The sequence below is a fragment of the Vibrio sp. Vb0937 genome (genome assembly GCF_033338855.1).
Window position 1 is genome coordinate 280,689 of sequence record NZ_JAWOTK010000002.1, and the last position, 24,289, is coordinate 304,977.

General features: G+C 43.9%; 20 protein-coding genes and 1 pseudogene. 9 read left to right on the forward strand and 12 right to left on the reverse strand.

Annotation, left to right across the window (positions count from 1 at the left end; translation table 11 throughout):
• Nucleotides 1-156: 156 nt before the first annotated feature.
• The 3 genes from R7P67_RS04815 to R7P67_RS04825 are packed head-to-tail and all read right to left on the reverse strand — an operon-like array spanning nucleotide 157 to nucleotide 5,350.
• Nucleotides 157-3,216 (reverse strand): efflux RND transporter permease subunit, encoded by a 3,060-nt coding sequence (locus R7P67_RS04815; protein WP_171342923.1) that lies wholly within the window; start codon nucleotides 3,214-3,216, stop codon nucleotides 157-159.
• The gene (locus R7P67_RS04820) at nucleotides 3,216-4,277 is read right to left on the reverse strand and encodes an efflux RND transporter periplasmic adaptor subunit (protein WP_005376420.1); all 1,062 of its coding nucleotides are present in this window, start codon (nucleotides 4,275-4,277) and stop codon (nucleotides 3,216-3,218) included. The genes R7P67_RS04815 and R7P67_RS04820 overlap by 1 nt, the downstream gene beginning before the upstream one ends.
• Nucleotides 4,277-5,350 (reverse strand): efflux RND transporter periplasmic adaptor subunit, encoded by a 1,074-nt coding sequence (locus R7P67_RS04825; protein ID WP_017820965.1) that lies wholly within the window; start codon nucleotides 5,348-5,350, stop codon nucleotides 4,277-4,279. Before R7P67_RS04825 ends, R7P67_RS04820 begins: the two co-directional genes overlap by 1 nt.
• 160 nt (nucleotides 5,351-5,510) lie before the next feature.
• On the opposite strand from R7P67_RS04825, the gene vdeR reads away from it, so the two are divergent.
• The gene (gene vdeR, locus R7P67_RS04830) at nucleotides 5,511-6,239 is read left to right on the forward strand and encodes an efflux transporter transcriptional repressor VdeR (RefSeq protein ID WP_017820966.1); all 729 of its coding nucleotides are present in this window, start codon (nucleotides 5,511-5,513) and stop codon (nucleotides 6,237-6,239) included.
• Between the two features lie 70 nt (nucleotides 6,240-6,309).
• Here the strand turns inward: vdeR and gcvT are convergent, their stop codons facing one another.
• The gene (gene gcvT / locus R7P67_RS04835) at nucleotides 6,310-7,428 is read right to left on the reverse strand and encodes a glycine cleavage system aminomethyltransferase GcvT (protein WP_017820967.1); all 1,119 of its coding nucleotides are present in this window, start codon (nucleotides 7,426-7,428) and stop codon (nucleotides 6,310-6,312) included.
• Between the two features lie 260 nt (nucleotides 7,429-7,688).
• On the reverse strand, nucleotides 7,689-8,312 hold the full coding sequence (locus tag R7P67_RS04840) for a helix-turn-helix domain-containing protein (protein ID WP_005376429.1): 624 nt from the start codon (nucleotides 8,310-8,312) through the stop codon (nucleotides 7,689-7,691).
• 379 nt (nucleotides 8,313-8,691) lie between these two features.
• Here R7P67_RS04840 and R7P67_RS04845 point away from each other — a divergent pair, with 379 nt between their 5' ends.
• From R7P67_RS04845 to gcvP, 3 genes are all read left to right on the forward strand, one after another.
• Complete coding sequence (locus R7P67_RS04845; RefSeq protein WP_005376430.1) at nucleotides 8,692-9,987, forward strand: serine hydroxymethyltransferase; 1,296 nt, start codon at nucleotides 8,692-8,694, stop codon at nucleotides 9,985-9,987.
• A 53-nt stretch (nucleotides 9,988-10,040) separates the two neighbouring features.
• Nucleotides 10,041-10,421, forward strand: a complete 381-nt coding sequence (gene gcvH, locus R7P67_RS04850; RefSeq protein ID WP_005376432.1) for a glycine cleavage system protein GcvH — start codon at nucleotides 10,041-10,043, stop codon at nucleotides 10,419-10,421.
• A 126-nt stretch (nucleotides 10,422-10,547) separates the two neighbouring features.
• Complete coding sequence (gene gcvP, locus R7P67_RS04855; protein WP_262653605.1) at nucleotides 10,548-13,412, forward strand: aminomethyl-transferring glycine dehydrogenase; 2,865 nt, start codon at nucleotides 10,548-10,550, stop codon at nucleotides 13,410-13,412.
• A 241-nt stretch (nucleotides 13,413-13,653) separates the two neighbouring features.
• Here the strand turns inward: gcvP and R7P67_RS04860 are convergent, their stop codons facing one another.
• The 3 genes from R7P67_RS04860 to R7P67_RS04870 all read right to left on the reverse strand — a co-directional run bounded on the left by R7P67_RS04860 (nucleotide 13,654) and on the right by R7P67_RS04870 (nucleotide 16,305).
• Nucleotides 13,654-14,055, reverse strand: a complete 402-nt coding sequence (locus R7P67_RS04860) for a VOC family protein (protein WP_005388788.1) — start codon at nucleotides 14,053-14,055, stop codon at nucleotides 13,654-13,656.
• Nucleotides 14,056-14,305: 250 nt separating this feature from the next.
• Nucleotides 14,306-15,133, reverse strand: coding sequence for an MBL fold metallo-hydrolase (locus R7P67_RS04865; protein WP_170890114.1), 828 nt, complete (start codon nucleotides 15,131-15,133; stop codon nucleotides 14,306-14,308).
• A 266-nt stretch (nucleotides 15,134-15,399) separates the two neighbouring features.
• Complete coding sequence (locus R7P67_RS04870) at nucleotides 15,400-16,305, reverse strand: LysR family transcriptional regulator (protein ID WP_033906526.1); 906 nt, start codon at nucleotides 16,303-16,305, stop codon at nucleotides 15,400-15,402.
• 93 nt (nucleotides 16,306-16,398) lie between these two features.
• On the opposite strand from R7P67_RS04870, the gene R7P67_RS04875 reads away from it, so the two are divergent.
• From R7P67_RS04875 to R7P67_RS04885, 3 genes are all read left to right on the forward strand, one after another.
• Nucleotides 16,399-17,310, forward strand: a complete 912-nt coding sequence (locus R7P67_RS04875) for a DMT family transporter (RefSeq protein WP_258656197.1) — start codon at nucleotides 16,399-16,401, stop codon at nucleotides 17,308-17,310.
• Between the two features lie 195 nt (nucleotides 17,311-17,505).
• Nucleotides 17,506-17,967: a carboxymuconolactone decarboxylase family protein gene (locus tag R7P67_RS04880; RefSeq protein WP_005376442.1), complete on the forward strand. Its 462-nt coding sequence runs from the start codon at nucleotides 17,506-17,508 to the stop codon at nucleotides 17,965-17,967.
• A gap of 104 nt (nucleotides 17,968-18,071) precedes the next feature.
• Nucleotides 18,072-18,812, forward strand: coding sequence for a helix-turn-helix domain-containing protein (locus tag R7P67_RS04885; protein ID WP_258656199.1), 741 nt, complete (start codon nucleotides 18,072-18,074; stop codon nucleotides 18,810-18,812).
• A gap of 119 nt (nucleotides 18,813-18,931) precedes the next feature.
• Here the strand turns inward: R7P67_RS04885 and R7P67_RS04890 are convergent, their stop codons facing one another.
• The 4 genes and pseudogenes from R7P67_RS04890 to R7P67_RS04905 all read right to left on the reverse strand — a co-directional run bounded on the left by R7P67_RS04890 (nucleotide 18,932) and on the right by R7P67_RS04905 (nucleotide 21,223).
• Entirely contained in the window at nucleotides 18,932-19,426 is a 495-nt protein-coding gene (locus R7P67_RS04890; protein ID WP_213874241.1) for a YcxB family protein, read from the reverse strand.
• 224 nt (nucleotides 19,427-19,650) lie between these two features.
• Nucleotides 19,651-19,911 (reverse strand): DUF5062 family protein, encoded by a 261-nt coding sequence (locus R7P67_RS04895; RefSeq protein WP_005376453.1) that lies wholly within the window; start codon nucleotides 19,909-19,911, stop codon nucleotides 19,651-19,653.
• 82 nt (nucleotides 19,912-19,993) lie between these two features.
• Nucleotides 19,994-20,362, reverse strand: a pseudogene (locus R7P67_RS04900) (threonine aldolase); the annotation flags it as partial.
• The gene (locus R7P67_RS04905) at nucleotides 20,363-21,223 is read right to left on the reverse strand and encodes an immunity 49 family protein (RefSeq protein ID WP_262653600.1); all 861 of its coding nucleotides are present in this window, start codon (nucleotides 21,221-21,223) and stop codon (nucleotides 20,363-20,365) included.
• 356 nt (nucleotides 21,224-21,579) lie between these two features.
• Between R7P67_RS04905 and R7P67_RS04910 the strand changes: the two genes are divergently transcribed.
• Nucleotides 21,580-22,194 (forward strand): PolC-type DNA polymerase III, encoded by a 615-nt coding sequence (locus tag R7P67_RS04910; protein WP_005376459.1) that lies wholly within the window; start codon nucleotides 21,580-21,582, stop codon nucleotides 22,192-22,194.
• Between the two features lie 173 nt (nucleotides 22,195-22,367).
• Nucleotides 22,368-24,128: an ABC transporter ATP-binding protein/permease gene (locus R7P67_RS04915; RefSeq protein WP_262653599.1), complete on the forward strand. Its 1,761-nt coding sequence runs from the start codon at nucleotides 22,368-22,370 to the stop codon at nucleotides 24,126-24,128.
• Nucleotides 24,129-24,289: the final 161 nt, after the last annotated feature.

Genomic DNA, 24,289 nt, shown 5'->3' on the forward strand with positions numbered 1-24,289 from the left:
TGTCGTTACATCAGTATACGCATGATTTGCATTGTAATCGTAAGAAAATCATTAAAATCAAGCAAATGAATGGTTTGGTATATATTAGTAAGATCAAAAAAGCCCCGAAGAAAACCTTCAGGGCTAGGCAGGAAGCTGGCAAATAGCCAGGAGTCCCTATGCAGTGGTCGGTTTTACCCTAAACAGAATTGCAAACATCACTGGCACCACTATCAGTGTCAGTACAGTAGCAAAACCAAGACCTGCCATAATCGTTATTGCCATCGAGCCAAAGAAGGCGTCGAAGACCAGTGGAATCATCCCCAAGATAGTTGTTAGCGCAGCCATACTTACCGGACGAACGCGGCTTATCGCACTATCAACAATCGCGAGGTAAGGATCTTTACCTGACTCCAACTCAAGGTTAATTTGGTCAAGCAACACAATACCGTTTTTCAAAATCATGCCACTTAGGCTTAACAAACCAAGGAATGCTGTAAAACTGAACGGCATGTTCGTGGTAAGCAAACCAAAAGCAACGCCAATGATCGCTAACGGAACGGTGAACCAAATTACCAACGGCTTTTTGATTGAGTTAAACAATAAAATAGTAATGATGAACATCAACAAGTAACCCATCGGCAATGAACCGAATAGGCCTTCTTGTGCATCTTTGGATGATTCGTACTCACCACCCCATGTGATTTCGTATCCTTCTGGAACATGCAATGCCATCACTTTAGGCTGTACACGAGCAAATAAGCTTGCTGCCGTGTCGTCACTCAACACATCATGGTCCGCGAGAACGGTTAACGTACGCTTACGGTCACGACGCTGAATTAGCGGCTCACTCCAATCCAGTTGAACGCCATCAATCACTTGATCAACCGGAATATACGTTTGCAACGAAGGACTCCAAATGGTCACGTTTTGTAGTGATTCAAAATCTACGCGTTCTTCTTCAGGAAGACGTGTCATAATTGGCAACGTATGTGTACCATCACGCAAGTAACCTAAGGTGCTACCACCAAACGCCATTTGCAGTGTGCTTGAAAGATCTTCTTTCGAAATACCTAAGCGACGAGCTTTAGACTCATTGAAAGCGGGTACAAGTTCCTTGGTGCGCTCTCGCCAATCGTGACGAATGTTTCGAGCACCAGGGTCGGTATGAAGGATGTCTTCAACTTGCACCGCCAAGTCACGTAAAACTTGTGGTTCAGGGCCAGTAATACGCGCTTCGATCTTAGACGCTGGTGATGGACCAAATTCCATCAATTTAAACTGGAACGTAGGCGCATCAAATGTTTTCGCCAGATTCTCATCTAACTTATGCAGTAAACCAAACATTTTCTCACGATCAGTCGCGCGAACTTGGAACTGCGCGTACGCTTCGTAACTTTTTTCTGGTTGATAGGTTAAAGCAAAACGCTGTAGGCCCTGCCCAATCGAAGCAGAAACAAAGTCAATATCATCTTGCTGACGAATGTAGCTTTCGACCTCTTCAGCTTTTTTAATCGTTTCACGGATGTCAGTACCCTCTGGCATCCACATATCCACGTAGAACATCGGCGTATTCGATGGTGGGAAGAACTGCTGTTTTACATTACCAAATGCCACGACAGCACCCACTAATAGCGCCACCATGCCAGCAACGGTAAGCCAGCGGAATCGCAATGCAAATTTCAGTGATGCCCCAAATACGACAAACAACCAGCCTTTATAAGGATCATCTTCGCTAGTACCCTGCTCTTTGTTTTCCTCTTTCAACAAAAGATCGGCAAGGAAAGGCGTCAGTGTAATAGCGGTAATCCAGCTTAAAAATAGTGAGAAACACAGCACCCAGAATAGAGAGCCCATGAACTCACCTGTCGCATCTTGCGACAAGCCGATAGGTGCAAAAGCCGTAATTGCAATAACAGTCGCGCCCAGCAAAGGCCATTGTGTTTGCTTTACAATATCGACAGCCGCTTGAACTTTGGTACGCCCTTTCTTTAGGCCAACCAATATGCCTTCCACGACAACAATCGCGTTATCAACCAGCATACCTAAGGCAATAATTAACGCGCCAAGAGAAATACGATGCAGTTCGATGTTGTTGTAATTCATCAAAATGAAGGTACCAAATACCGTCAATAACAACACAACTCCAATGATGACACCACTGCGTAAACCCATAGTAAACAGCAACACAATGATTACGATCGCCACTGCCTCCGCTAGACTAATTACAAACGCTTTAACAGATTCATCCACCTCATTGGCTTGGTTGTAAAAGTAGTTCATATCGATGCCAGCAGGCTTGATAGACTCAAGGCTCGCGAGCTCCGCATCCAAACGTTCACCAACCTCAACCACGTTCACACCCGATGCAAACGAGATACCGATATTAATCGCTTTTTGACCGTTAAAGAGTACGACGTTGCTTGGCTTCTCTTGAATACCGCGAGAAATCGTTGCTACGTCTTTTAGACGAATTAGATTTCCTGTGTCACGGCCATGAATGATCAGATTTTCTAGTGCTTCTACAGTGTTTAAGGTGCCGCTTGGGCGAATAACAAGGCTTTCGCCATTGACCATCACTTCACCTGCTGAAACCACATTGTTTTGCTGGTTCAACAAGCTCGAAACCACATTCATGTCTAAGTTCAGTGCAGCAAGGCGATCAAGTGAGATCTCAACGAATAGCATTTCTTGCTGATCGCCCGTGATGTCTACCTTACCAACACCATCAACAAGCTCGATTTCACGGGTCAGGTAATCCGCATAACGTTTCAGCTCTACATAGTCGTAATCGTCACCAGTGAGCATTAACATCACGCCATAAACGTCACCGAAATCATCAATGATCTGTAAAGACTGAACACCTTGAGGCAATGATGGTCGTAAATCATTAATTTTACGGCGCATTTCATCCCAAATTTGCGGCAGTTCATCAGGACCATAGTCCATTTCCATGCTCACCGTTATTTGAGACATACCATTAGAAGACGTAGAGGTAATTTTGTCGATATAAGGGAGTTTTCGAATCTCTTTTTCTAGAGGATACGTCAGTTCTTCTTCAACTTCTTTTGACGTCGCGCCAGGGTATGTTGAGATAATCATGGCATCTTTGATCGTAAATGCCGGGTCTTCTAATCGTCCAAGCTCCAAAAATGACGTTAAACCACCAACAGCAAGGATAATAATGAACAACCAGCTGATGACTTTGTTTTTTATTGAATACTCAGCAATGTTCATTATTGGTTATTCTCCACAACATCCACATGTTTACCTTCGCGTAATTTACGCAGATTTGAATTAATCAGAATATCGCCCTGGCTAACACCTGACGACACAATGGCTCCATTGCCATTCACTTGAGAAATCATGACAGGCACCCGTGTGACAATGTCACCTTCTTTTTTCCACACAAAGAACTCATTCCCTTCACTGCCTGCTTGAAGCGCCGTGACAGGAACACTGTAACCATCAATAGAGGTAATGCCCGCCTTCACCATATCGACCAAAACGCTTACGCTGGTTCCCGGCAATATCTCTGTTTTTGGCTGTGGCATCGTCAAGTACATTTCGTAGGTTTGAGTTTCAGCGTTGGGTTCACTTGTGTGCTCTAAATAGTCCAAAGCAAATCTGCCATCGATGCCGGAGAAGGTTGCTCTAGGCTTGTAGCTCATGCTGTCTGAGTTTGGGTCTACCATCGCTAAAACATTGTCGGAAAGCTCAATGCGCACGTAAACCAAATCGTTTTGGTATAGGTTTAACACGGGTTCACCAATTGCCACACGCTCAAAACGTTCTTTGAAAACATCAGATACTTTACCGGCGAACGGGGCGAATAAACGGGTGTAATTCAATTGATTGGTCGCGTTATAGAAAGTAGCCTCAGCTAGCTCTTTATTAGCGGTTAGCTCATCAAGTTCCGCTTTTGAAATCATTTGACGTGCATGCAAGTCTTCACCGCGTTTAAGCTGACGAATTGCAAGTGTGTATTGTGCTTCTGCGTCATTCACGGCTTGCTTCTCTTTGCTATCATCTAGCTTTGCGATCATTTGCCCCTGCTTCACAACGTCACCCGCTTTAACCAATACGTGCTGAACTTCCCCAGCGCGGCGAAATGCCATTGGCGTTTGCTCTGCAGGCACTACTATGCCTTTGAACGCGCGATGTTGACTTTGTACTGGTGCATCCACCGAGATAGTCGACACAAAAAGTGGCTGCTCGACGATAGCTTGGTTTTCATTTTTGCACCCTGTTAAAACTGCAAGTGCAATCGCAGAGATCGTAAGTAGAGAACGTTTCATTAAATGCCTCCCTCACGAACCCAAGCTTTCACCACTTGCCCTTCAACCAGTCTCTCAACACCAGCAATAACAACGTAATCATTGTTATCAAGCCCGGCTTTCACACCACCTGCTGCGTCAAGTGACACAGTGACTTTATTGACCTGCTGCGTGCTTCTGTCCATTACCCAAACTTCACCTTGCGTCCCATTTTTGTTGACCCAAGCAGACTGAGGTAACGTCATCGCGTCCGATACATGTTGTTTAGCAATGTGTACCTGCCCTGTCATACCTGTCAGCAAATTGCGATCTTCTGGTCGAGTGATGGTCACGATCGCCTCATAACTATTGGTATCGATGTTTGGCTGTGTCGAAATTTCTTTAAATTGCCCAGGAATACGTTTTCCTGGCTCGCTATCCATCGTCACCCACATATCGGAGTTTTGCAGTGACTCAAGTGATACAGATTCCGCATAACTTACTGGCAAGGTGAACGACACATCCAACGTCGTGTTATCAATGAGATTCAAGATCTCCTGCTTCTCTGCTACTACCTGAAATGGGTTGACATAGGTATATGACACTATGCCATCAAACGGTGCGTGAATTTTGGTATAGCTCAAATCGGTTTTAGCTTGTTCGTAGTTCGCCAATGCCGCTTTATATTGAGTTTCTTTCTGATCGTACTCATCAGTACTAATGAGTTTTTTTCCGTAAAGGTTTTTCGCGCGGTCCCATTGTGTTTTCGCTAACGCGTACTGCGCTTGAGCGGCATCTAACGCAAGCTGAAGATCTTTAGGGTCTAACGTTGCGAGCACTTCACCTTTTTGGACCTTTTGACCCATGCGTACACGTAATTCATCTACCTCTCCACCAACCTGAAAAGAAAGCTGCGCGCGATGTGTTGCATCAATACGCGCTAAAAAGGCGTGCGAGTCTTCAAGTTCTAGGTCTTTCACCGCCAGTAATTTTACAGGTTTGATTAAAGGTTCAGACGGCTCAGAAATGGCTTTATTACACCCAGTTAGCATCCCAGAAAGACTTAATGTCACCACTGCGCCAACTAAAGTGCGCTTTAAATATTGTTTTCGCACCCGCTTTCTCCGTAGGTTTTATATATTACACAGCCGTGCAGTATAAGCAGAATTTGAAATTGATCAACATATTTTCCAGATGGATAGCAAATTAATTAGTCAAAGCGTTCGGTTTCTGGTAAAAGTAAGCGCGTGATTAATATTCGGGAAAATTCGAACTATGAATGAAAGAAAGCAGGGGCGTAGAAGTGCTGAAGCAGCAGAACAAACTAAGTGTCTGATCCTTAAAGTGGCAGCAGATATGTTTTGTGAACTTGGTTACGAGCGTGTCTCGCTGCGCAATATCAGTGAAAAGGCTGGTGTTTCACATAGTTTGATCCGTCACCACTTCGGCAGCAAAGAGAAAATCTGGCAAGCGGTTAGCGATGCAATGGACGAGTTCATGCAGTGCTATATGGCTGAACTCATCAATGAAATGCCGGAGAACACACCTTCGAATAGAAAAATTTATCTGTTTATGGTTCGCATGCTAGCATTTGCTCTCGTCAATCCTCATCCAGTACAGATGATCGCCGATGCCATTCGACAAGGCGATGACGGTGCTCTGCTGCAGTATTTCTTAAAGTCAAAAGATGAGTTCGCTGCGATATTTACCGGAATTTTCGAGCAGTACAACAGCGAAAACCCTAATGCACAGTTTGATCAGTGGGAATCAAAATGGCAAATGTTGATCTTCGCACATGGTGCTGTCAGTCTCGCGCCAATGATGCAAGAAACATGGCCGGATATTGCAGATAATCGCGAAAAACTGCTGATCAAGCATTGGGAATTGTTTAATACCATTATGGCCTCTCAATTTGGGATCGCAAAAGAAGAGATGATTCATCCGGAAAAGCTTGAAGATATCGTTATTGATATGTGCTGTACTATTGATGAAGCAGTAAACTAAAAGCAAACAAGCGAAAAGAAGACATAAAAATGCCGAGCTACAAAGCTCGGCATTTTTGTTTCAATTCGTTTTAACCACGGTAGTAACGTTGTGGTACGAACGGCATTTTTTCAACGGTCATTGGTAGCATTTTACCACGCACTTCAGCGAACACTTCAGTACCAATCGCCGCCAAATCCGCACGAACATAACCCATTGAGACTGGCTTACCTGCATTCGGACCCGCCGTACCGCTGGTTACAACGCCAATTTTAACGCCGTCAGCATCAAACAGTTCAACACCTTCACGCACTGGCGCTTTGGTTTGACCTACTAGACCCACACGCTTACGCGCCACATCTTTAGTCTCAATCTGCTTAAGAATAATGTCTGCGCCAGGGAAACCACCTTCACGTTCACCACCAATACGACGAACTTTTTGGATACCCCATAGCAAGCTCGCTTCAACAGGTGTTGTTGTTGTGTCTAGGTCATGACCGTATAGACAAAGGCCACACTCAAGACGAAGTGAATCACGAGCACCAAGGCCAATCCATTCAACTTCATCTTCCGCAGTCAGTTTACGTGCTAGCTCTTCCGCTTTGTCAGCAGGAACCGAGATTTCGTAACCGTCTTCGCCTGTATAACCACTACGAGAAACAATGCACTCGGCGCCTAAAATATCGACTTTACGAATATCCATGAACAGCATTTCAGAAACTTCTGGTGCAAAACGCGCCAATACAGCCGCCGCTTTAGGGCCTTGGATTGCAAGTAGAGCTCGGTCTTCGATAATTTCTAGCTCAACACCAGATGGTAAATGCGCTTGTAGGTGTGCGATATCTTGCGCTTTACATGCTGCGTTCACAACCACAAACAGATGATCGCCTAGGTTAGCCACCATCAAGTCGTCCATGATGCCGCCCTCTTCATTAGTGAAAAAAGCGTAACGCTGTTTACCAGACTCAAGATCCACAATATCCACTGGAACTAATGTTTCTAGGAACGCAGCTGCACCGTCACCAATTAGGCGAAGCTGTCCCATGTGAGAAACGTCAAACAGACCTGCCGCATCACGAGTATGTAAGTGTTCCTTCTTTACGCCTAGAGGATACTGAACAGGCATATCGTAACCCGCGAACGGGACCATTTTGGCACCAACTTCAACGTGAAGTGCGTGTAGTGGTGTTTTCAGTAGTTCTTGAGTCATTTTCGTCTCCATTTAGATAGACCCGAGAATGCTATCGGCATTCGATGTGTTTCCAATAATAAACATGGCTCATTCTATTTTGCACGAACAAGACGTAGATCGACTTGCAAAAGTGTGACTCTTAACATTTTAATCACAACAAATCGTACAAAAAAAGCGCTTTAATGAGCAAGTTCTCATCAAAAAAGCGCCTTTTCATCATAACGACCACCAACAGCAATCGTTTGCTTTCACTATAGGAAATTTATAAGTATTTATCACTATTTGGCTGTCACCCACAAAATGAGCGCATCTTCCTCGCTAACACTGGTCAACATATGTCCCATATTCGCATCGTAATAAACGCTGTCTCCCTCGCTTAAAACAACAGGTTCGTAAAACTCAGAATAGAACATGACCTCACCAGATAAGATAAGTAAAAATTCTTCGCCGTCATGACGAACCCAGTCTTTATATTCATCAAAACTACGAGCTCGAATTTGGCTCTTAAACGGCATCATTTTCTTATTGGAAAGTTGTGTCGCGAGCAGTTCATGTTCATAGGTTTGTGTTGGGTGTGGTTTACCTTCATTCTTCTTGGTAACATCCCTGCGCCCTGTCGCTACCTTTTTTCTAGGTGGCTCAAAGAGTTGTGGCATGTCAATTTGTAAGCCTAGTGCCAATTTTTGCATCGCTTGAAACGTCGGGGAGATCTGCTCATTTTCTATTTTGCTCAGTGTAGATCGAGCAAGCCCGGTTCTCTGACTCGCTTCTTCTAATGTGATACCGAGTTTCGAGCGGATATCCTTAATACGCTGGCCCAGTTTTAACGGCTCGATATTTTGGTCATGTTGCTCTTTTGCCAACGTCATCGATGGGTATTCATCGTAAATACTTTCTGCCATAAATCCCTCTATAGATATCCATATTTTTTGTCTTACTCGCATTGTGCATGAAGCACATAGTGGATAGAAGTCCACCAAGTGAATTAAAGCGTGCTCTTGTTAACAAATTTTGAAATCTTGTTTCCTATAGGAAATTTTTGGTTGATTGTTCCCGCCACAGGCGCTATGTTACCAACTTGTTAGATGTAGAGATGCATATTTCCGTAAGAGATTGGTAAAAGAAACACGCAATCCAACGGAGTTTTTGCCCAAATTTAGGGCCGGATGTTCACTCTGTTCTGCTACGCAGTTCAGCTGTTTTTGAGGACAAATGAACCACAACCGCAAATCATAACTCATCTATTGCGGGTTCATTTTCAGATTTGGAAGGTCAACTACCATGAATAAGAGTTACCCTAACCACAGCTTGGAAAACTTTTTCTCTACCAACCTCTCTGCGACAGATGATGCTGTCTTTGCTGGAATTCAAGCGGAATCCGCTCGCCAAAACGAACAAATCGAACTTATCGCTTCTGAGAACATTGTTTCTAAAGCGGTAATGCAAGCTCAAGGCACATGCCTAACAAACAAATACGCTGAAGGGTACCCAGGTCGCCGTTACTATGGTGGTTGTGAGCACGTAGATACAGTGGAAGCCATTGCTATCGAACGCGCAAAAAAACTTTTCAATTGTGAATACGCAAACGTTCAACCACACTCAGGCGCACAAGCAAACGGCGCAGTAAAGCTGGCACTGCTTCAACCTGGTGACACCATTCTTGGTATGTCTTTAGACGCAGGTGGTCACCTGACGCACGGCGCACGCCCTGCACTTTCTGGTAAATGGTTTAATGCAGTTCAATACGGTGTTGATCGCGAAACACTAGAAATTAACTACGAAGATGTTCGTGAGCTAGCACTTGAGCACCAACCTAAAATGATCATCGCAGGTGGTAGCGCTATTCCACGTACTATCGACTTTGCAAAATTCCGTGAAATCGCAGACGAAGTAAATGCAATTCTTATGGTCGACATGGCGCACATCGCTGGTCTTATCGCAACAGGCGCACACCCTAGCCCACTGCCACACGCACACGTTGTTACGACTACAACACACAAAACATTGCGTGGCCCTCGCGGCGGTATGATTCTTACTAACCACGAAGACATCATTAAGAAAATCAACTCAGCCGTATTCCCTGGCCTACAAGGCGGCCCACTGATGCATGTTATCGCAGCCAAAGCGGTCGCATTTGGTGAAGCGCTTGGCCCTGAATTTAAAACTTATATTGATTCGGTGATCAATAACGCAAAAGTCCTAGCGGAAGTATTGCAAACTCGCGGTTGCGACATCGTAACTGGTGGTACAGACACGCACCTAATGCTGGTTGACCTTCGTCCGAAAGGGTTGAAAGGCAATAAAGCAGAAGAAGCTCTAGAGCGTGCTGGGATCACATGTAACAAAAATGGCATCCCATTCGATACAGAGAAGCCTATGATTACATCGGGCATCCGTTTAGGAACGCCTGCGGGTACAAGCCGCGGCTTTGGCGCTGAAGAATTCAAACTCATCGGTAATTGGATTGGTGACGTACTGGACGGTTTAGTGAACAATCCTGAAGGTGACGCAGAAGTTGAAAAACGCGTTCGCAAAGAAGTAAAAGAACTTTGCAGTCGCTTTCCTCTATACCAGTAAACGATTTTTTTGAAATCATAATAATTCCTGACAAGTTATTCGGAGATTAAGCAATGGACAAAACACTGAAGTTTGCAGATAGCCACGAGTGGGTACGTGATAACGGTGACGGCACAGTAACAATTGGTATTTCTGAGCATGCACAAGAAATGCTAGGTGACGTGGTATTCGTTGACCTACCAGACGTAGAAGACGAAGTTGAAGCAGGTGAAAGCTTCTCTCTCGTTGAATCTGTAAAAGCAGCGTCAGACATCTACGCACCAATCACTGGTGAAATCGTAGAAATCAATGAAGAACTAGAAGACAGCCCAGAGCTAATTAACGAAGAGCCGTACGAAGGTGGCTGGATCGTAAAAGTGAAGATGTCTGATGTATCTGAACTAGATAACCTGAAAGACGCAGACGAATACCTAAACTCTATCGAAGAAGAGTAATTAGGATGTGACGAAAGCTGTTCCCTAGCCTGTTTAGAGAACAGCTTTTTTTCTAGGTTCGGACGTATAATTTAATTTATCAGTAACGCAAATCCGTTACCCGAACCAAGGAGTAGGTAAAGGACAATGACTGAATTACTTCAAAGCCTCAGCACACAAAACGAGTTCGTTGCTCGCCACAATGGACCAAACAAATCTGACCAACAGAAAATGTTGGAAGCGATCAACGCAGTTAGCCTAGATTCGCTTATCGACGAAACCGTACCAGCACAAATTCGCCTAGAGCAACCAATGAGCTTGGCAGAAGCGAAAAGCGAAGCAGACATGCTGGCAGCCATGCGTAAGTTCGCCGATCAGAACCAAGTTAAACGTACATTCATTGGTCAGGGTTACTACAACACCTTCACGCCGAACGTGATTCTACGCAACGTGATGGAAAACCCGGGCTGGTACACTGCTTACACCCCTTACCAACCAGAGATCTCACAAGGTCGTTTAGAAGCACTTCTAAACTACCAACAAATGGTGATGGATCTTACTGGTATGGAAATCGCGAACGCGTCATTGCTTGATGAAGCAACGGCAGCAGCAGAAGCGATGACACTTTGTAAGCGTGCGGGTAAAAGCAAGAGCAACGTATTCTTCGTTGCTGACGACGTTCACCCACAAACCATCGAAGTGGTAAAAACTCGTGCGAAATTCATCGGCTTTGAAGTCTTGGTTGGTTCTTTAGAATCACTACCAGAGCAAGACGTGTTCGGCGCACTAGTTCAATACCCAAGTACAACAGGTGAAGTTCGTGACCTAACGGACATCATCGCTAAAGCGCAAGCAAACAAAACACTAGTGACTGTAGCAACGGACCTTCTTGCTTCTACCCTGCTTAAACCTGCAGGTGAAATGGGCGCAGACGTAGCAATCGGTTCAGCACAACGTTTTGGCGTGCCGATGGGTTACGGCGGTCCACACGCTGCTTTCATGGCAACTCGTGATAAGCACAAGCGTACAATGCCTGGGCGTGTTATCGGTGTTTCTATCGATACCAACGGTAACCAAGCACTGCGTATGGCAATGCAAACGCGTGAACAGCACATCCGTCGTGAAAAAGCGACTTCAAACATCTGTACTGCTCAAGCACTGCTAGCGAACATGGCGTCTTTCTACGCGGTTTACCACGGCGCAGAAGGTCTACGCACGATTGCTCGTCGTACGCACCACATGACAGCCATCCTAGCCGCTGGCCTAACTAAAGGCGGCTTCGAGCTTGCTCACAACAGCTTCTTCGACACCATCACTATCAACACAGGCGCACAAACTGAAGACCTATACGCGAAAGCACTAACCGCAGACATCAACCTACGTAAGTTGGATACTCAGCTAGGTGTAAGCTTCGACGAAACCACAACCGTGGCAGATGTAGAAGCCCTATTCGCAGTATTCGGTGTGAAAGAAGAAGTCGCAGCACTATCAACTGAAATCGCAGGCAACGAGTTTGCAGCCATTCCAGAAGCATTGCGCCGCACAACAGAATATCTAACACACCCTGTGTTTAACACGCACCACAGCGAAACACAGATGATGCGTTACCTAAAACAGCTAGAGAACAAAGACTTCTCACTCACGCACGGCATGATCCCACTGGGCAGCTGTACGATGAAGCTGAACGCAGCAGCAGAGATGATTCCAGTAACTTGGCCTGAGTTTGGTTCGATCCACCCGTTCGCACCAGCAGAACAAGCAGCTGGTTACGCTGCACTCGCAAAAGACCTTAAAGAAAAGCTATGTGAAATCACTGGCTATGACGCATTCTCACTACAACCAAACTCTGGTGCATCGGGTGAGTACGCAGGTCTTATCGCGATTCAACGCTACCACGAAAGCCGTGGCGAAGGTCACCGCAACGTATGTTTGATCCCAAGCTCTGCGCACGGTACTAACCCTGCGACAGCATCTATGGTGTCAATGAAAGTGGTTGTGGTTAAGTGTGATGAAGAAGGCAACATCAACATCGACGACCTAGCAGCGAAAATCGAGAAACACAAAGACAACCTATCAAGCATTATGATCACTTACCCTTCGACGCACGGCGTTTACGAAGAGAAAGTGAAAGAAGTGTGTGAAATGGTTCATGCCGCCGGTGGTCAGGTTTACCTAGACGGCGCTAACATGAACGCGCAGGTTGGTCTAACATCACCAGGCTTCATCGGTTCAGACGTTTCTCACCTAAACCTACACAAAACCTTCTGCATCCCGCACGGTGGTGGCGGTCCGGGTATGGGTCCTATCGGTGTGAAATCTCACCTAGCTCCTTTCTTACCAGGGCATATTGAAGACGGTGTAGAAGGCGCAGATTTCGCAGTATCAGCAGCAGATATGGGTAGCGCTTCTATCCTACCTATCTCTTGGGCTTACATCGCAATGATGGGCGAACCTGGCCTAACAGATGCAACAAAAGTAGCAATTCTGAACGCAAACTACGTGATGGAAACACTTCGCCAACACTACCCTGTTCTTTACCGTGGCAAAAATGGCCGCGTAGCGCACGAATGTATTATCGACATTCGTCCGCTGAAAGAAGAAACAGGTATCAGCGAAGAAGACATCGCGAAGCGTCTAATGGACTACGGTTTCCACGCACCAACTATGTCGTTCCCTGTAGCGGGCACGCTAATGGTTGAGCCAACGGAATCGGAAGATCTAGAAGAGCTGGACCGCTTCTGTGATGCGATGATCGCTATCCGCGAAGAAATGGAGAAAGTGAAAAACGGTGAATGGCCACTGGATAACAACCCTCTTGTTAACGCGCCACACACACAAGTTGATCTTTCAGCTGAAGATTGGGACCGCCCTTACTCTCGCGAGATTGGCTGCTTCCCGTCTAAAGCGACCAAATCTTGGAAATACTGGCCAACGGTAAATCGCGTGGATAACGTATACGGCGACCGTAACCTAATCTGTTCATGCCCAAGCATCGATAACTACGAAGATTAATTTTTGTAGCCTCTAAATCGACAAAGGCGAACCGTTTGGTTCGCCTTTTTGTTTTTGGTGTGCCGCCCTAACACTTGTTGATACATCGAGAAGGAATGATGGCTAGTTATTGTTTGCACAAAAGTGATTTAGAAATACAGTAACTTCTGAGAACCTTTGAATTAGCACTAATATCTCAGAGCCTTAAAGGCTTGTTGGAAACTCCTCATGAACACTATGCTATGCAGGTGCTATGTAGTTTCTAGTTCAGTTGCAGTAAGTCCCATTTATTACCATAGAGATCTTGGAACACCACCACTGTCCCGTATTCTTCCACACGAGGCTCTTCATTAAATACAACACCATTTTTCTTCATCAACTCGTAGTCACGCCAAAAATCATTAGTTTGCAGAAACAGGAAAACACGACCACCTGTTTGATTTCCTACTGCATGCGTTTGCTCCGGTGTACTCGCTTGAGCTAAAAGTAGGTTTGTACCATTGGAGTTTGGAGGAGAAACTTGAACCCAGCGTTTACCACCACCTAGGTTGGTATCTTCAACCAGAGTGAATTGAAGTTTTTGAGTATAGAATTCGATAGCATCGTCGTAATTTTCAACGACTAGAGCAATGTTTCCGATTTGCTGCTGAACAGTTTTGGCCATGATGATTTCCGCTGTGTCAAAACGCTAATTGTACGCTATTTTGAGACTTTTCTAGAAAGCACATAACGCCTTGCAAATGTGTAAGGCACACAATACGAATGTTTACGCACAGCGCCTTTGTCACTAGAACCTACAAATAATATAGCTACCACAAGTGTCGAATCTTGATTGAGCAACTTATTAAAGCCTTAGCTATAACTCAAGAGCAAATCTCTAACCTAATAAAGAAGGCTGCTTGTATACCACGGTATTATAGTTCTTCTAGTTTTCCCTTAGCTAAATCTTCTTGTTGCTTAAGGAACATGAAGAAGTTTGCCTCACTGATAAACGGGTTACCGCTTGTGCCGAGCTTCTTCCTATTTTCAAAAAGGAAATTTTTATGTGGATGGTTCGAAAGGTTAACGTTCACAATAGGTGCCTGTAGTGAAATTTTTCTAATTTTCTCCATGCTAGTCAGGAACTGGCCAATAACTTCTGGATCATTGCTACTTACGCTATGCCCACCAACGATAAAAGCACGATATTGTTCGCCATTATCTTCAACAGTGAAGTCTAAGGAATAATCACCTTCCGTGTGGCCAGGTGTGAGATAGAATTTAAACTCATGTCCACCAATAACCATGGAGCTATCGCTTTTTATCTCTATGTCTAAATTTGGAGGAAGGAACTTGTTCTCACCTTCGCTTTTGTTTGATTGCTGTATAGATAGTTCATGAGCGCTTTTGGTCATCACGACTTTGGAACCATACTTCTCTTGAAGTAACTGGGCGCCCCCAACGTGGTCAGAATGCCCATGAGTTACCAATATGTGCGTTATTGGCTTATCTTTTAGCCCTAGTTTCTCTAGGTTGATAGGTATCCACTCAGAGTAAGGGAAGTCAAGCGTATCAATGATAACAAGTCCGTCGTCTGTAGCAATGGCATATGATGAGACCCACTTGTCTCCTACATAATAGACATTATCAAACATTTGAAATGGTTCTACATAACCGTTCTTATCATTCATTGCTGGAACATATTGACTTAAGGAAACAAAAGACGAAGCACTTAAAAGTAAACCTACAATAATTTTTTTCACGAAATCACACACAAATATATCCTTAATAATTTCTTATAGAACCTCGCGGATGAGAAAGCTCTAAACGATTTTCAGAGGCAAATACAACTGCAAATACTTTCTACTTAGCTTGAGTTTTAGCTGACCGAATCACTGGTAAACTCGAATCCCATTAACTGCCTATGTATTCATGATTCTTTTAGAGGTTAAATAAATGAACTCAATTGAAGCAGAGTCATGAAACTTCAATTGAGGTTACCGGCACAGCACAATGTGATAAACCTCTTTCAAGCAAACATTTGAATGCGATTTTTCCAATTTAAGACATGTTCAATAAATGCATCAACTCTTGCAGGCCTTTTATCGCGGTCTCGATACATAATGAATACTTCTTTACCCGAGCATTGCCATTCTGGCAACAAAGGCAGCAGGTTATGTTGATCATGATTTAGCTCATGAAAGTAATAGGTTGGAATCCACGCAATTCCTAAACCATGGATGACGGCGTCTCTAACTAGCAGTACATCATTTGAAGTGAATTGAAACTTTAGCGGATGATCAAATGTTTCATTGGTGATTTGATTAACTAATTTCCATTGGCTGTCGTTGTTTACCGTAATTAGGCGATGATGAACAAGTTGTTCTGGATGGGTAATCGGTTGGTGTTGTTCTAAATAGCTTCGTGATGCACAAAGCGCAAATGGAATCGACCATAATTTCTGAGCAATCCAGTCTTGTTCAATAAGATCACCAAGACGAAAACTAACATCGACACGGTTAGATACAAGATTGATTTTTTCATTCTGTACATCTAAATCGATACATATCTTCGGATGTTGCTCTGCAAATTCATAAACGCACCGCTTTAACCACATCTGTGTCATGTTAATTGGCGCTGATATTTTGATCGTTCCGCTTAAAGACTGACGCTCAGTCGCAATTCTCGATGTCACATTATTTAAGCTAAGAAGTAACGGCTCACAGAGTTGATAATATTTTTCGCCATCAGTTGTTAACGCAAAGTGGTGTGCACTGCGGTTAAATAGTCTGCAATTTAAGTTTATTTCCAGCCTTTTTAACTTCCGGCTTAGCGTGGCTAACGGGACATTAAGACGCTCAGATGCTTGTGTTAGGCTTTGATAGCGAGCAACAGAAACGAATAACAAAAGGTCATCCAAAGAGTGACGTTCCATATTTGGGATTAACCCTCTTAAATTTGGCTATTAAAAATCAAATATGAAATATATAGCATTATCGCGTCAAGTTAATTTTTATCAGGAAGATCTATGTCTAAGCATTTATCAATTTGGTGCGGTGTTGTTGTCGCTATCTTTTTTTGGTCTAGTAACTTTAACGTAATAAAGGCTATTAATAGCGATGTCTCTCCTTTGGATTCAGCGACGTTACGATTTTCCGTTGCAGCTTTAATACTCTTACTGATAAGAGGTACTAAACGCTCTCCATATGGAGCCAAACTCACACGAAAAAGTATGTTGTCGTTGTTTGTTATAGCAACCGTGGGTGTAACTATCCAAAACTTCTCTATTTTCTCTGCAATGAGATTTACTACCCCAGTTAACGCAGCGGTTGTTCAGGCAAACCTACCACTTTTCACTATCTTGTTGTCGGGCTTTATTCTCAAGACTTCCATTTCGGTTAAAACTATTTTAGGTGCACTAATCAGTTTTTGTGGAGTGGTAATCGTCATTACAGGGGGAAATATTCATTCTATTAGCAGCAATAGTAATATTGGTGATCTATACATGTTATTTGCTTTAATTAGTGGGTGTTTATACACAATTCTAGCGAAGCGTTTAACATCTCATATCCCAGTAACTCAGCAGTTACGTTGGGTGTTAAGTATTAGTGCCATTCAAATGGTCGCTATAGCGATGTACCACGGCGACTTTAGCCGTAGCTTAAATGCCATAACATTTAAAGACCTAGCATTAATAGCTTACATGAGCCTGTTTGGAACTTTGATTGCTTATTACTTTTGGATGAAAGGCGCTATCGTTCTTGGTCCAGATAAGATGTCTCCATTATTTAATATTATGCCGGTATTCACTCTACTGATTTCGCTCATTTCTGGTGAGCAGGCTCAATGGGAAAATGTTTTAGGCGTCTTTATCGTTGCGGCTGGTGTGTATATAGGTAACTCAGCACCTTTTGCTCGTTTACGGAAGGTGGTGGAGTAAAAATAGACGCCAACCTTAAGTCCATTATTTAGCGCAATACTTTGTTAATTGGCATAAGTTTTCTTGGTTTCCAATAGGTACACTTTTCGCTTTAGTCGTTCACTCTTTTATCTAACTTTATTGAGTACATGTCGAAAATCTTCAATCTTTTGCTAAGAGCGTTTTTTACTATGTAAAAAACAAAGGAGAATGACCATGAAAAAACGACTCAACTATATTGAAGTAGCGCCAAAAGCAATAGAAATCCTATACGCTCAGGAAGCTTACTTCCATGAACAATTTAGCCAATCAGAAACCATGAACATGATCATATGGGAACTGGTTAAGTTACGCATATCGCAAATCAATCAATGTGCATTTTGTATCGACATGCATAGTAAAGATGCGCTTAAGTTAGGTGAAAAGCCGGAACGCATATGGGGGCTTAGTGCATGGAAAGATATGCCATTCTACAGCGATGCAGAACACGTTGCGCTTGGCTGGGCTGAATTACTAACTGCTGGCCTACCAGTAGATGATGATACCTATCAGCTGACCTTGAATACCTTTGGAGAAGAAGCTATGGTCAACCTAACAATTGCGATCAACGCGATCAATAGTTGGAACCGAATAGTTAAGGCATTTAAGCCAAAGGTTGGAGTCTATAAACCTCGATAATTCTATTTGACGGTTCTTACTTGTAAGCCACTGCTTATGCCTCAACTTTATATGATGAAAAGTACATGTGTATCACTTTCTCATTTAAGTTGAGGTTAAATAGGATGATTCATTTGAACTTAGAATTTGATATTTTAAAACCTCAAAAGGCTTTAGCTGGCTATGTTCAAGCCATTTGGTCAGCATCCGTCAAACCTGATACGACGCAAACCGTACGTAAACAATTACTCAGTGATGCTGGTACAGGTGTGGTATTCATTTTACAGAATGAAGTACAAATGGATGGTGAGTGGCAAACGCCAGGGGTTGTCCTACTACCTGTGAGCATTCTGGCACATCAAGTCTGCCTACCGCCAGGCACGGTGATGACTGGCGTACGCTTTCATCCTGCTGTTGGTTATCAACTATTTGGTAAACGTCTAGAACAGCTATTGCGGATTCAAGACGACCACCCTTTGGCTTCTTCTGCACTAGCAACATTTGAGTCTCTGCAAACAGCGCGTTCGCCATATGCAAGGATTTCTACGTTATATCGCTGGGTTCAAACACTGATTGAGGAATATGAACCGCAGTATGTCGGCCACATTATTGAACAACCTACAGGGACCATCAGTCAGCGCCAGAGAGAGCGCAATTTTCAGAAATGGTTGGGGATTACTCCTAAACATTACCAACGCATTAAACGAGTGAAGCACACTTTAGAGCAACTCCGAGCGCAACCCGATCTTACTTTATCGGAATTGGCGCTGGAGCAAGGTTTTTCCGATCAAGCACACATGACTAGAGAGTGTAAGCAGATTGCGCGCATGACACCGAAGCAGTATGTCCGAAAGAGAAACCTCTAAGCCTTATTAGCTTTCTACATCAAACCCAATTGATTCAGAATCGACGATATACTTGCTACAATGTTCGATCATATATCACCTACTTTTTAGAACGCTCATTCCAGCTTGATATGAGCTGGTTAGCTCGCTTTTGATGCCGCGTGCCGCTCTACCATAAACGCGATCACTTCTTCGTTTAAGCAAGATTTGCTGATGTATTGGCGTTGTTTACCAAGGTGAAGGATAAAGCCCAAATCAGTTTGTTCGAGTTGGTCGATTTCATTCCAAGCGAGGCTGCGGTCAACTTTACCGCTTTTGTAGCGCACGCCATCTGCATTCACTTCAAACACCACTTTACTGCCGCGGCTTGAGCTGATGGTTTGACGCCACAGCCACCAAGTTCTTTTGAAGTAAACGCTGCACGCTTCAATCACACTCAATACGATAAAGAACCAACCGACGTAACCGTTAGGTAGCAGTTCAAACTCCAATAAAACCACACCAAAAATTAGAAAGAGGATCCCTTTCAAATACGCTTGCGGGAACTTAACTGGCTGGCTAGTTTGATCATAACACTCAGCAAAAAATGGCTTGTCGAGTGTGTATTCTGTAGTGAATTCGAAATCTTTAGACATGTATGGTTACTTCAAGGCTTCTGTAAATGAGTATTCTTGGTTGCACTCTCGCAACGCATGCATTGTAGCGCTTCTCGGGATTTATCTTTAGTCCTTTTGATTCTGTTTTGTAAATCAATGATACCGCCACGCAAAAAGACCTCGGTGCTCTCGCCAAGATCAAACAAGGCGAACCATTTGGCTCGCCTTGCTAATTAACAACCTGTGTGACTTGTTGAGGTTTTCTACTTTAGAGGGTCGTTGTCTGGCAACGCACTGTGTATCCATACTGCCAGTCGGTGTTTGATGCTTGCGCCGTCTAGCTTGCTTTCCGGCAATGGCGTGATCTGTTTTGCATCGACCAAGAATAGGTAAATCGCTTTTACTCTTAGAGGTTGTGGTGACTGAGGAAGGTCAAAACCTTGTAGCTTCGCCATCTTCCCACCAATCTCTAGTGCCTTCTTAACCAGTTTGTCTTCATTGTGAAGCTTGGAGCTTTTTGACATTGATAAATCCTCTTCTTCGCTTCAATTAAGAATACATGAAGTGCCACGTATGGCGTGTTAGTAAGCTCGCATATTGATAAGTTTATGCCTTATTACCGAGTAACTGATTGAAAAACGACCTTAATTCGTCATCACCAAGATTGAGCAGGTAGTCACCAACATACCATTCAACAATCGATTGATTTGGATGTGCCGTGACTTGCGGGTTACCAAACCAAATGCCCTTTTCCGTGGCAAACGTGTATTGGAGTTCTTTCAACTCTTCACAGCTAAATGGCAGGATAAGGTGCAACATGTTTGCTTGAGGCTGGATTAGTCTTACCGCCAAAGGTGGGAACTCTTCAATGATCTTGTAGATTTGTTTTGTTCGCTCAAACAGAGCCCGCAGCTGCGCCAACCTTTCATCGAACGGCATTGCTGCAGACACTACATAAGGTGTTCTATTAATGATTTACGCAGAACAAAGATCATGCTCACCGTAAACAAGCCATTTAGGTAAATATGCGGCTTCTGGAATCGTCCAGCCATACTTATCGTATGCTAATGCAGCAAGACCAGTCAGTTTCAGAGAAACATTTCCTTTTGGCGAATAGCGAACATCTTCATTTATGTAGAACTGGTAATGCGCCTCTAACGCATCCCTCAGTGCCTCTTGATAATGTGCCTCATCGCCATCGATAATGGCAACAAACACATTCACAAATGGAATAAACAAAGAGTGTACATATGGCACTCTGGTTGATTCTAAGTATTGCGGAGAAGATTTCTCCATCACAGTTTGCAATAACTCAGGTAACGCTGATGAATTGCTAAATACACCGTTAACGAACTCGACTAGCGCAACATTAAACGGCGTCTTTATAGAAACTAACGACTCATCCATGATGGTCATCAGCTCTACGCAGCGCCAATCTCTCGCTGCCATTGCTAAACAGATTTCATCCAACCAAGCATCCATTGTTCCTTCTGCAACAGAACGGTTACCCACTTCCGAAAAGTGTCGGTGCCCAACGGAAAATTCAACCACTTGGTCTGAATGATTGGCCAGCAAGTACACGTTATTCAGTAACTCAAGCGCCCTTTTTATGTAAGCTGGCGAGGCCTGATGTTGTCCGAATTCGGAAGCGGTGAAGAATGCCTCAAGCGAATCCCAAGCATCGCCTTTCATTCTTTTCAGAGGGTGCTTATAAAAAGATTGTTTTTCATCAAGCATTCTTTCCCAGAAGCTGTAGAAATCTTCATCTTCTTCACGAAAAATACGCAATTTTCTTTCTTCAGGTATCTCTAAATAATGATTCTTCATTGGTTCCATCGTTCCCTAGCCTCTCATTATAAGTTGTTCTAATTTTTTGCCGTGATGATATTCATACTCAAAATCAAGCCGTGAATGATGCCGAAGTTGATTTATAAAATCAATTTATAATCAGTATGTTGTATCGAAAGTTAATGCTTAATTGAAATGAATCGAAAAGCCGAAAAACATTTGAAATATAAGGCTACCGCACAAGCCGCGATGGGTAAGCCAGAACGTACCTGTCCATAAACAGTGGACGACGAACACTGACTTTGTGGAGTAAAGATAGACAGATATTCACCATTGTGTTCGCCTTTCTTTTTCTGTCGCTTTCGATAATACTCTTGCGCAATATTACTCAGCTGGAAAATTTTATGCCTCAAGCAAACTCTGTGGTCGTACTCGACTTTGAAACCACAGGTCTCTCTCCTACTTTAGGTGATCGCGCAATAGAAATTGGTGCAGTAAAGTTAGTCAATGGCGAGGTTGTCGATAGTTTTCAGCAACTCATGAATCCCGGTTTCAGAGTGAGTTCTTTTATTGAGAACTACACCGGCATTACCAACAATATGTTGCGATCGGCACCAAGCTGCGAAGAGGTAATGGCGTCATTTAGTGAGTTCATTGCTGGCGAGAACCTTATCGCTCACAACGCGTCCTTCGATAAACGATTTTTAGATGCAGAGCTTGAACGAATCAACTGTGGTTATTCGGGTGAGTTTGCTTGCTCCTTACTGGTAGCAAGACGGCTCATTCAAGAAGCCCCATCACATAAGCTAGGTGAACTTGTTCGCTATAAAAATATCGACAACGACGGTGTTTTCCACCGTGCACTAGCCGATGCGCAAATGACAGCCAAGCTTTGGCTCTTAATGGTCGAAGGGATAGAAAACTCAGGCGTCGAAAAACCAAGTTTTCAGTTGATGCAAACAGTTAGTAAAACAGCCAAAGGAAAAGTCGACCTGCTACTCGCCAAAAGCCGTGCGTAACCCCCTCCGAACTAAAAGCTGGTTCTAGTCTCTTCGACGTTTAAGTGATTTTCGATATACATGCGATATTGGTTATCCCAGTGAACTTCCTAATCCGAAAGCGGTAGTTCGCTGGTCTCACCAACCAAACTGGCTTACTATGCCAGGTACCTAAAACGCTTTGTGAGTCACTCATGAGCAGAAAAAATAACAAAAATCTCAGCATTCTTCTTAAACTCAACACCTTTATTGCACCGTATAAATGGCGGGTTGCGGCGGCCTTGGTTGCCCTTGTTGCGACAGCAAGTTTGACGTTATCCGTTGGCTATGGAGTACGCATACTTATCGACCAAGGCTTTGCTCAGCAATCATTGCAAGAGCTTACCAATGCAATTCAGTTTATTGTCGGTGTCACATTGTGTATTGCCATTGGGACTTTCTTTCGCTTTTACCTTGTCTCTTCCGTAGGTGAGCGCGTTAGTGCGGATATTCGCCTTGCGGTGTTTAACCATGTGATTACGCTGCATCCGAGCTATTTTGAGACTAACAGTAGCGGCGACATAATGTCGCGCCTGACTACCGATACCACATTGCTGCAAAGCATTATCGGTTCATCGTTCTCAATGGCGATGCGTAGCGCTTTGATGTGCTTTGGTGCCATCATTATGTTATTCGCTACCAACGTTAAGCTCACGCTGATTGTGCTTGCTTCTGTGCCTTTGGTTTTGGTACCAATTTTGTTTTATGGACGACGCGTGCGTGCTCTCTCTCGCCAAAGTCAGGGCTCAATGGCCGATGTTGGCAGCTACGCTGGAGAAGCGATAGAACATATTAAAACCGTGCAAAGTTTTAGCTCAGAGTCGCATGAACGAGCGGCTTTCGCTGTCGAGGTGGAAAAAGCTTATGAAGTAGGCAGACAGAGAGTAAAACAGCGCGCGCTCCTGATATCAGGCGTTATTGTGATTGTGTTCAGCGCGATTTCAGGCATGCTTTGGATAGGCGGCAACGATGTGATTCACGGAAAAATGTCTGCGGGTGACCTAGCCGCATTTGTGTTTTATGCCATTATGGTTGCCTCATCGACTGCAACCATTTCCGAAGTCATGGGTGAATTGCAAAGAGCCGCAGGTGCTACTGAACGGCTGATTGAGATCCTTCAAGTAGACAGTGATATTAAAGCGCCAAGCAACCATTTGCCTGTCCGTGCCGACATGCTTGCTGAGGTTAACTTTAATTCGGTGAGTTTCAACTACCCTTCTCGCCCAAATCAACCAGCAATCAAAGAATTAAATCTAACCGCTGAACAAGGAAAAGTACTGGCGTTGGTCGGCCCTTCTGGTGCAGGTAAAACAACACTATTCGAACTGCTGCAACGATTTTATGACCCACAGCAAGGGCAAGTGTTGTTTGGTGGTGAAGATATTCGACAGTTCGACCCAAACGAGCTTCGACGCCAAATGGCGCTCGTACCACAACAACCAGCGCTGTTTAGCCATGATGTTTTTCATAATATTCGCTACGGTAATCCTGAAGCGACGGATGAACAAGTTATCGAAGCCGCGAAAAAAGCCCATGCCCATGAGTTTATTGAGAAGCTTCCCGAAGGCTATCACAGCTTTTTAGGCGAGCGCGGCGTTAGGCTATCGGGCGGACAAAAGCAGCGTATTGCGATTGCTCGCGCGATTCTAAAAGATCCAAAAATCTTACTGCTAGACGAAGCTACCAGCGCCCTTGATAGTGAAAGTGAACATCACGTTCAGCAAGCACTTGAAGCTCTAATGAAAGGACGCACAACGCTGATTATTGCTCATCGTCTTTCGACTATCCAACATGCGGATAAAATTGCGGTGCTCGACAATGGCGAGTTAGTCGATGTTGGTAACCACCAATCATTAATGCAAAGCTGTGAGTTGTATCAGCGACTTGTGGCATTGCAATTTAAGCACTTGGAGTAACGCCTAGTTAAGCGTTCAAAAGTAAGCAAAGGCGGACCAAATAATTTAATAACAGGAGTTTAACGATGTTTTTGTGTCAGTCCAGCGAGCCTTGGCGAGACTAAGAATCTAGCTCTGAGTGGTTAATGAGATAATTTAGACCATGAAGAGCTAGGATAGAA

Excerpts from the sequence above, each read along its gene's own strand:
- R7P67_RS04815 (WP_171342923.1), bottom strand. The coding sequence starts at position 3,216 with ATGAACATTGCTGAGTATTCAATAAAAAACAAAGTCATCAGCTGGTTG.
- R7P67_RS04820 (WP_005376420.1), bottom strand. The coding sequence starts at position 4,277 with ATGAAACGTTCTCTACTTACGATCTCTGCGATTGCACTTGCAGTTTTA.
- vdeR (WP_017820966.1), top strand. The coding sequence starts at position 5,511 with ATGAATGAAAGAAAGCAGGGGCGTAGAAGTGCTGAAGCAGCAGAACAA.
- gcvT (WP_017820967.1), bottom strand. The coding sequence starts at position 7,428 with ATGACTCAAGAACTACTGAAAACACCACTACACGCACTTCACGTTGAA.
- R7P67_RS04840 (WP_005376429.1), bottom strand. The coding sequence starts at position 8,312 with ATGGCAGAAAGTATTTACGATGAATACCCATCGATGACGTTGGCAAAA.
- R7P67_RS04845 (WP_005376430.1), top strand. The coding sequence starts at position 8,692 with ATGAATAAGAGTTACCCTAACCACAGCTTGGAAAACTTTTTCTCTACC.
- gcvH (WP_005376432.1), top strand. The coding sequence starts at position 10,041 with ATGGACAAAACACTGAAGTTTGCAGATAGCCACGAGTGGGTACGTGAT.
- gcvP (WP_262653605.1), top strand. The coding sequence starts at position 10,548 with ATGACTGAATTACTTCAAAGCCTCAGCACACAAAACGAGTTCGTTGCT.
- R7P67_RS04860 (WP_005388788.1), bottom strand. The coding sequence starts at position 14,055 with ATGGCCAAAACTGTTCAGCAGCAAATCGGAAACATTGCTCTAGTCGTT.
- R7P67_RS04870 (WP_033906526.1), bottom strand. The coding sequence starts at position 16,305 with ATGGAACGTCACTCTTTGGATGACCTTTTGTTATTCGTTTCTGTTGCT.
- R7P67_RS04875 (WP_258656197.1), top strand. The coding sequence starts at position 16,399 with ATGTCTAAGCATTTATCAATTTGGTGCGGTGTTGTTGTCGCTATCTTT.
- R7P67_RS04880 (WP_005376442.1), top strand. The coding sequence starts at position 17,506 with ATGAAAAAACGACTCAACTATATTGAAGTAGCGCCAAAAGCAATAGAA.
- R7P67_RS04885 (WP_258656199.1), top strand. The coding sequence starts at position 18,072 with ATGATTCATTTGAACTTAGAATTTGATATTTTAAAACCTCAAAAGGCT.
- R7P67_RS04890 (WP_213874241.1), bottom strand. The coding sequence starts at position 19,426 with ATGTCTAAAGATTTCGAATTCACTACAGAATACACACTCGACAAGCCA.
- R7P67_RS04895 (WP_005376453.1), bottom strand. The coding sequence starts at position 19,911 with ATGTCAAAAAGCTCCAAGCTTCACAATGAAGACAAACTGGTTAAGAAG.
- R7P67_RS04905 (WP_262653600.1), bottom strand. The coding sequence starts at position 21,223 with ATGGAACCAATGAAGAATCATTATTTAGAGATACCTGAAGAAAGAAAA.
- R7P67_RS04910 (WP_005376459.1), top strand. The coding sequence starts at position 21,580 with ATGCCTCAAGCAAACTCTGTGGTCGTACTCGACTTTGAAACCACAGGT.
- R7P67_RS04915 (WP_262653599.1), top strand. The coding sequence starts at position 22,368 with ATGAGCAGAAAAAATAACAAAAATCTCAGCATTCTTCTTAAACTCAAC.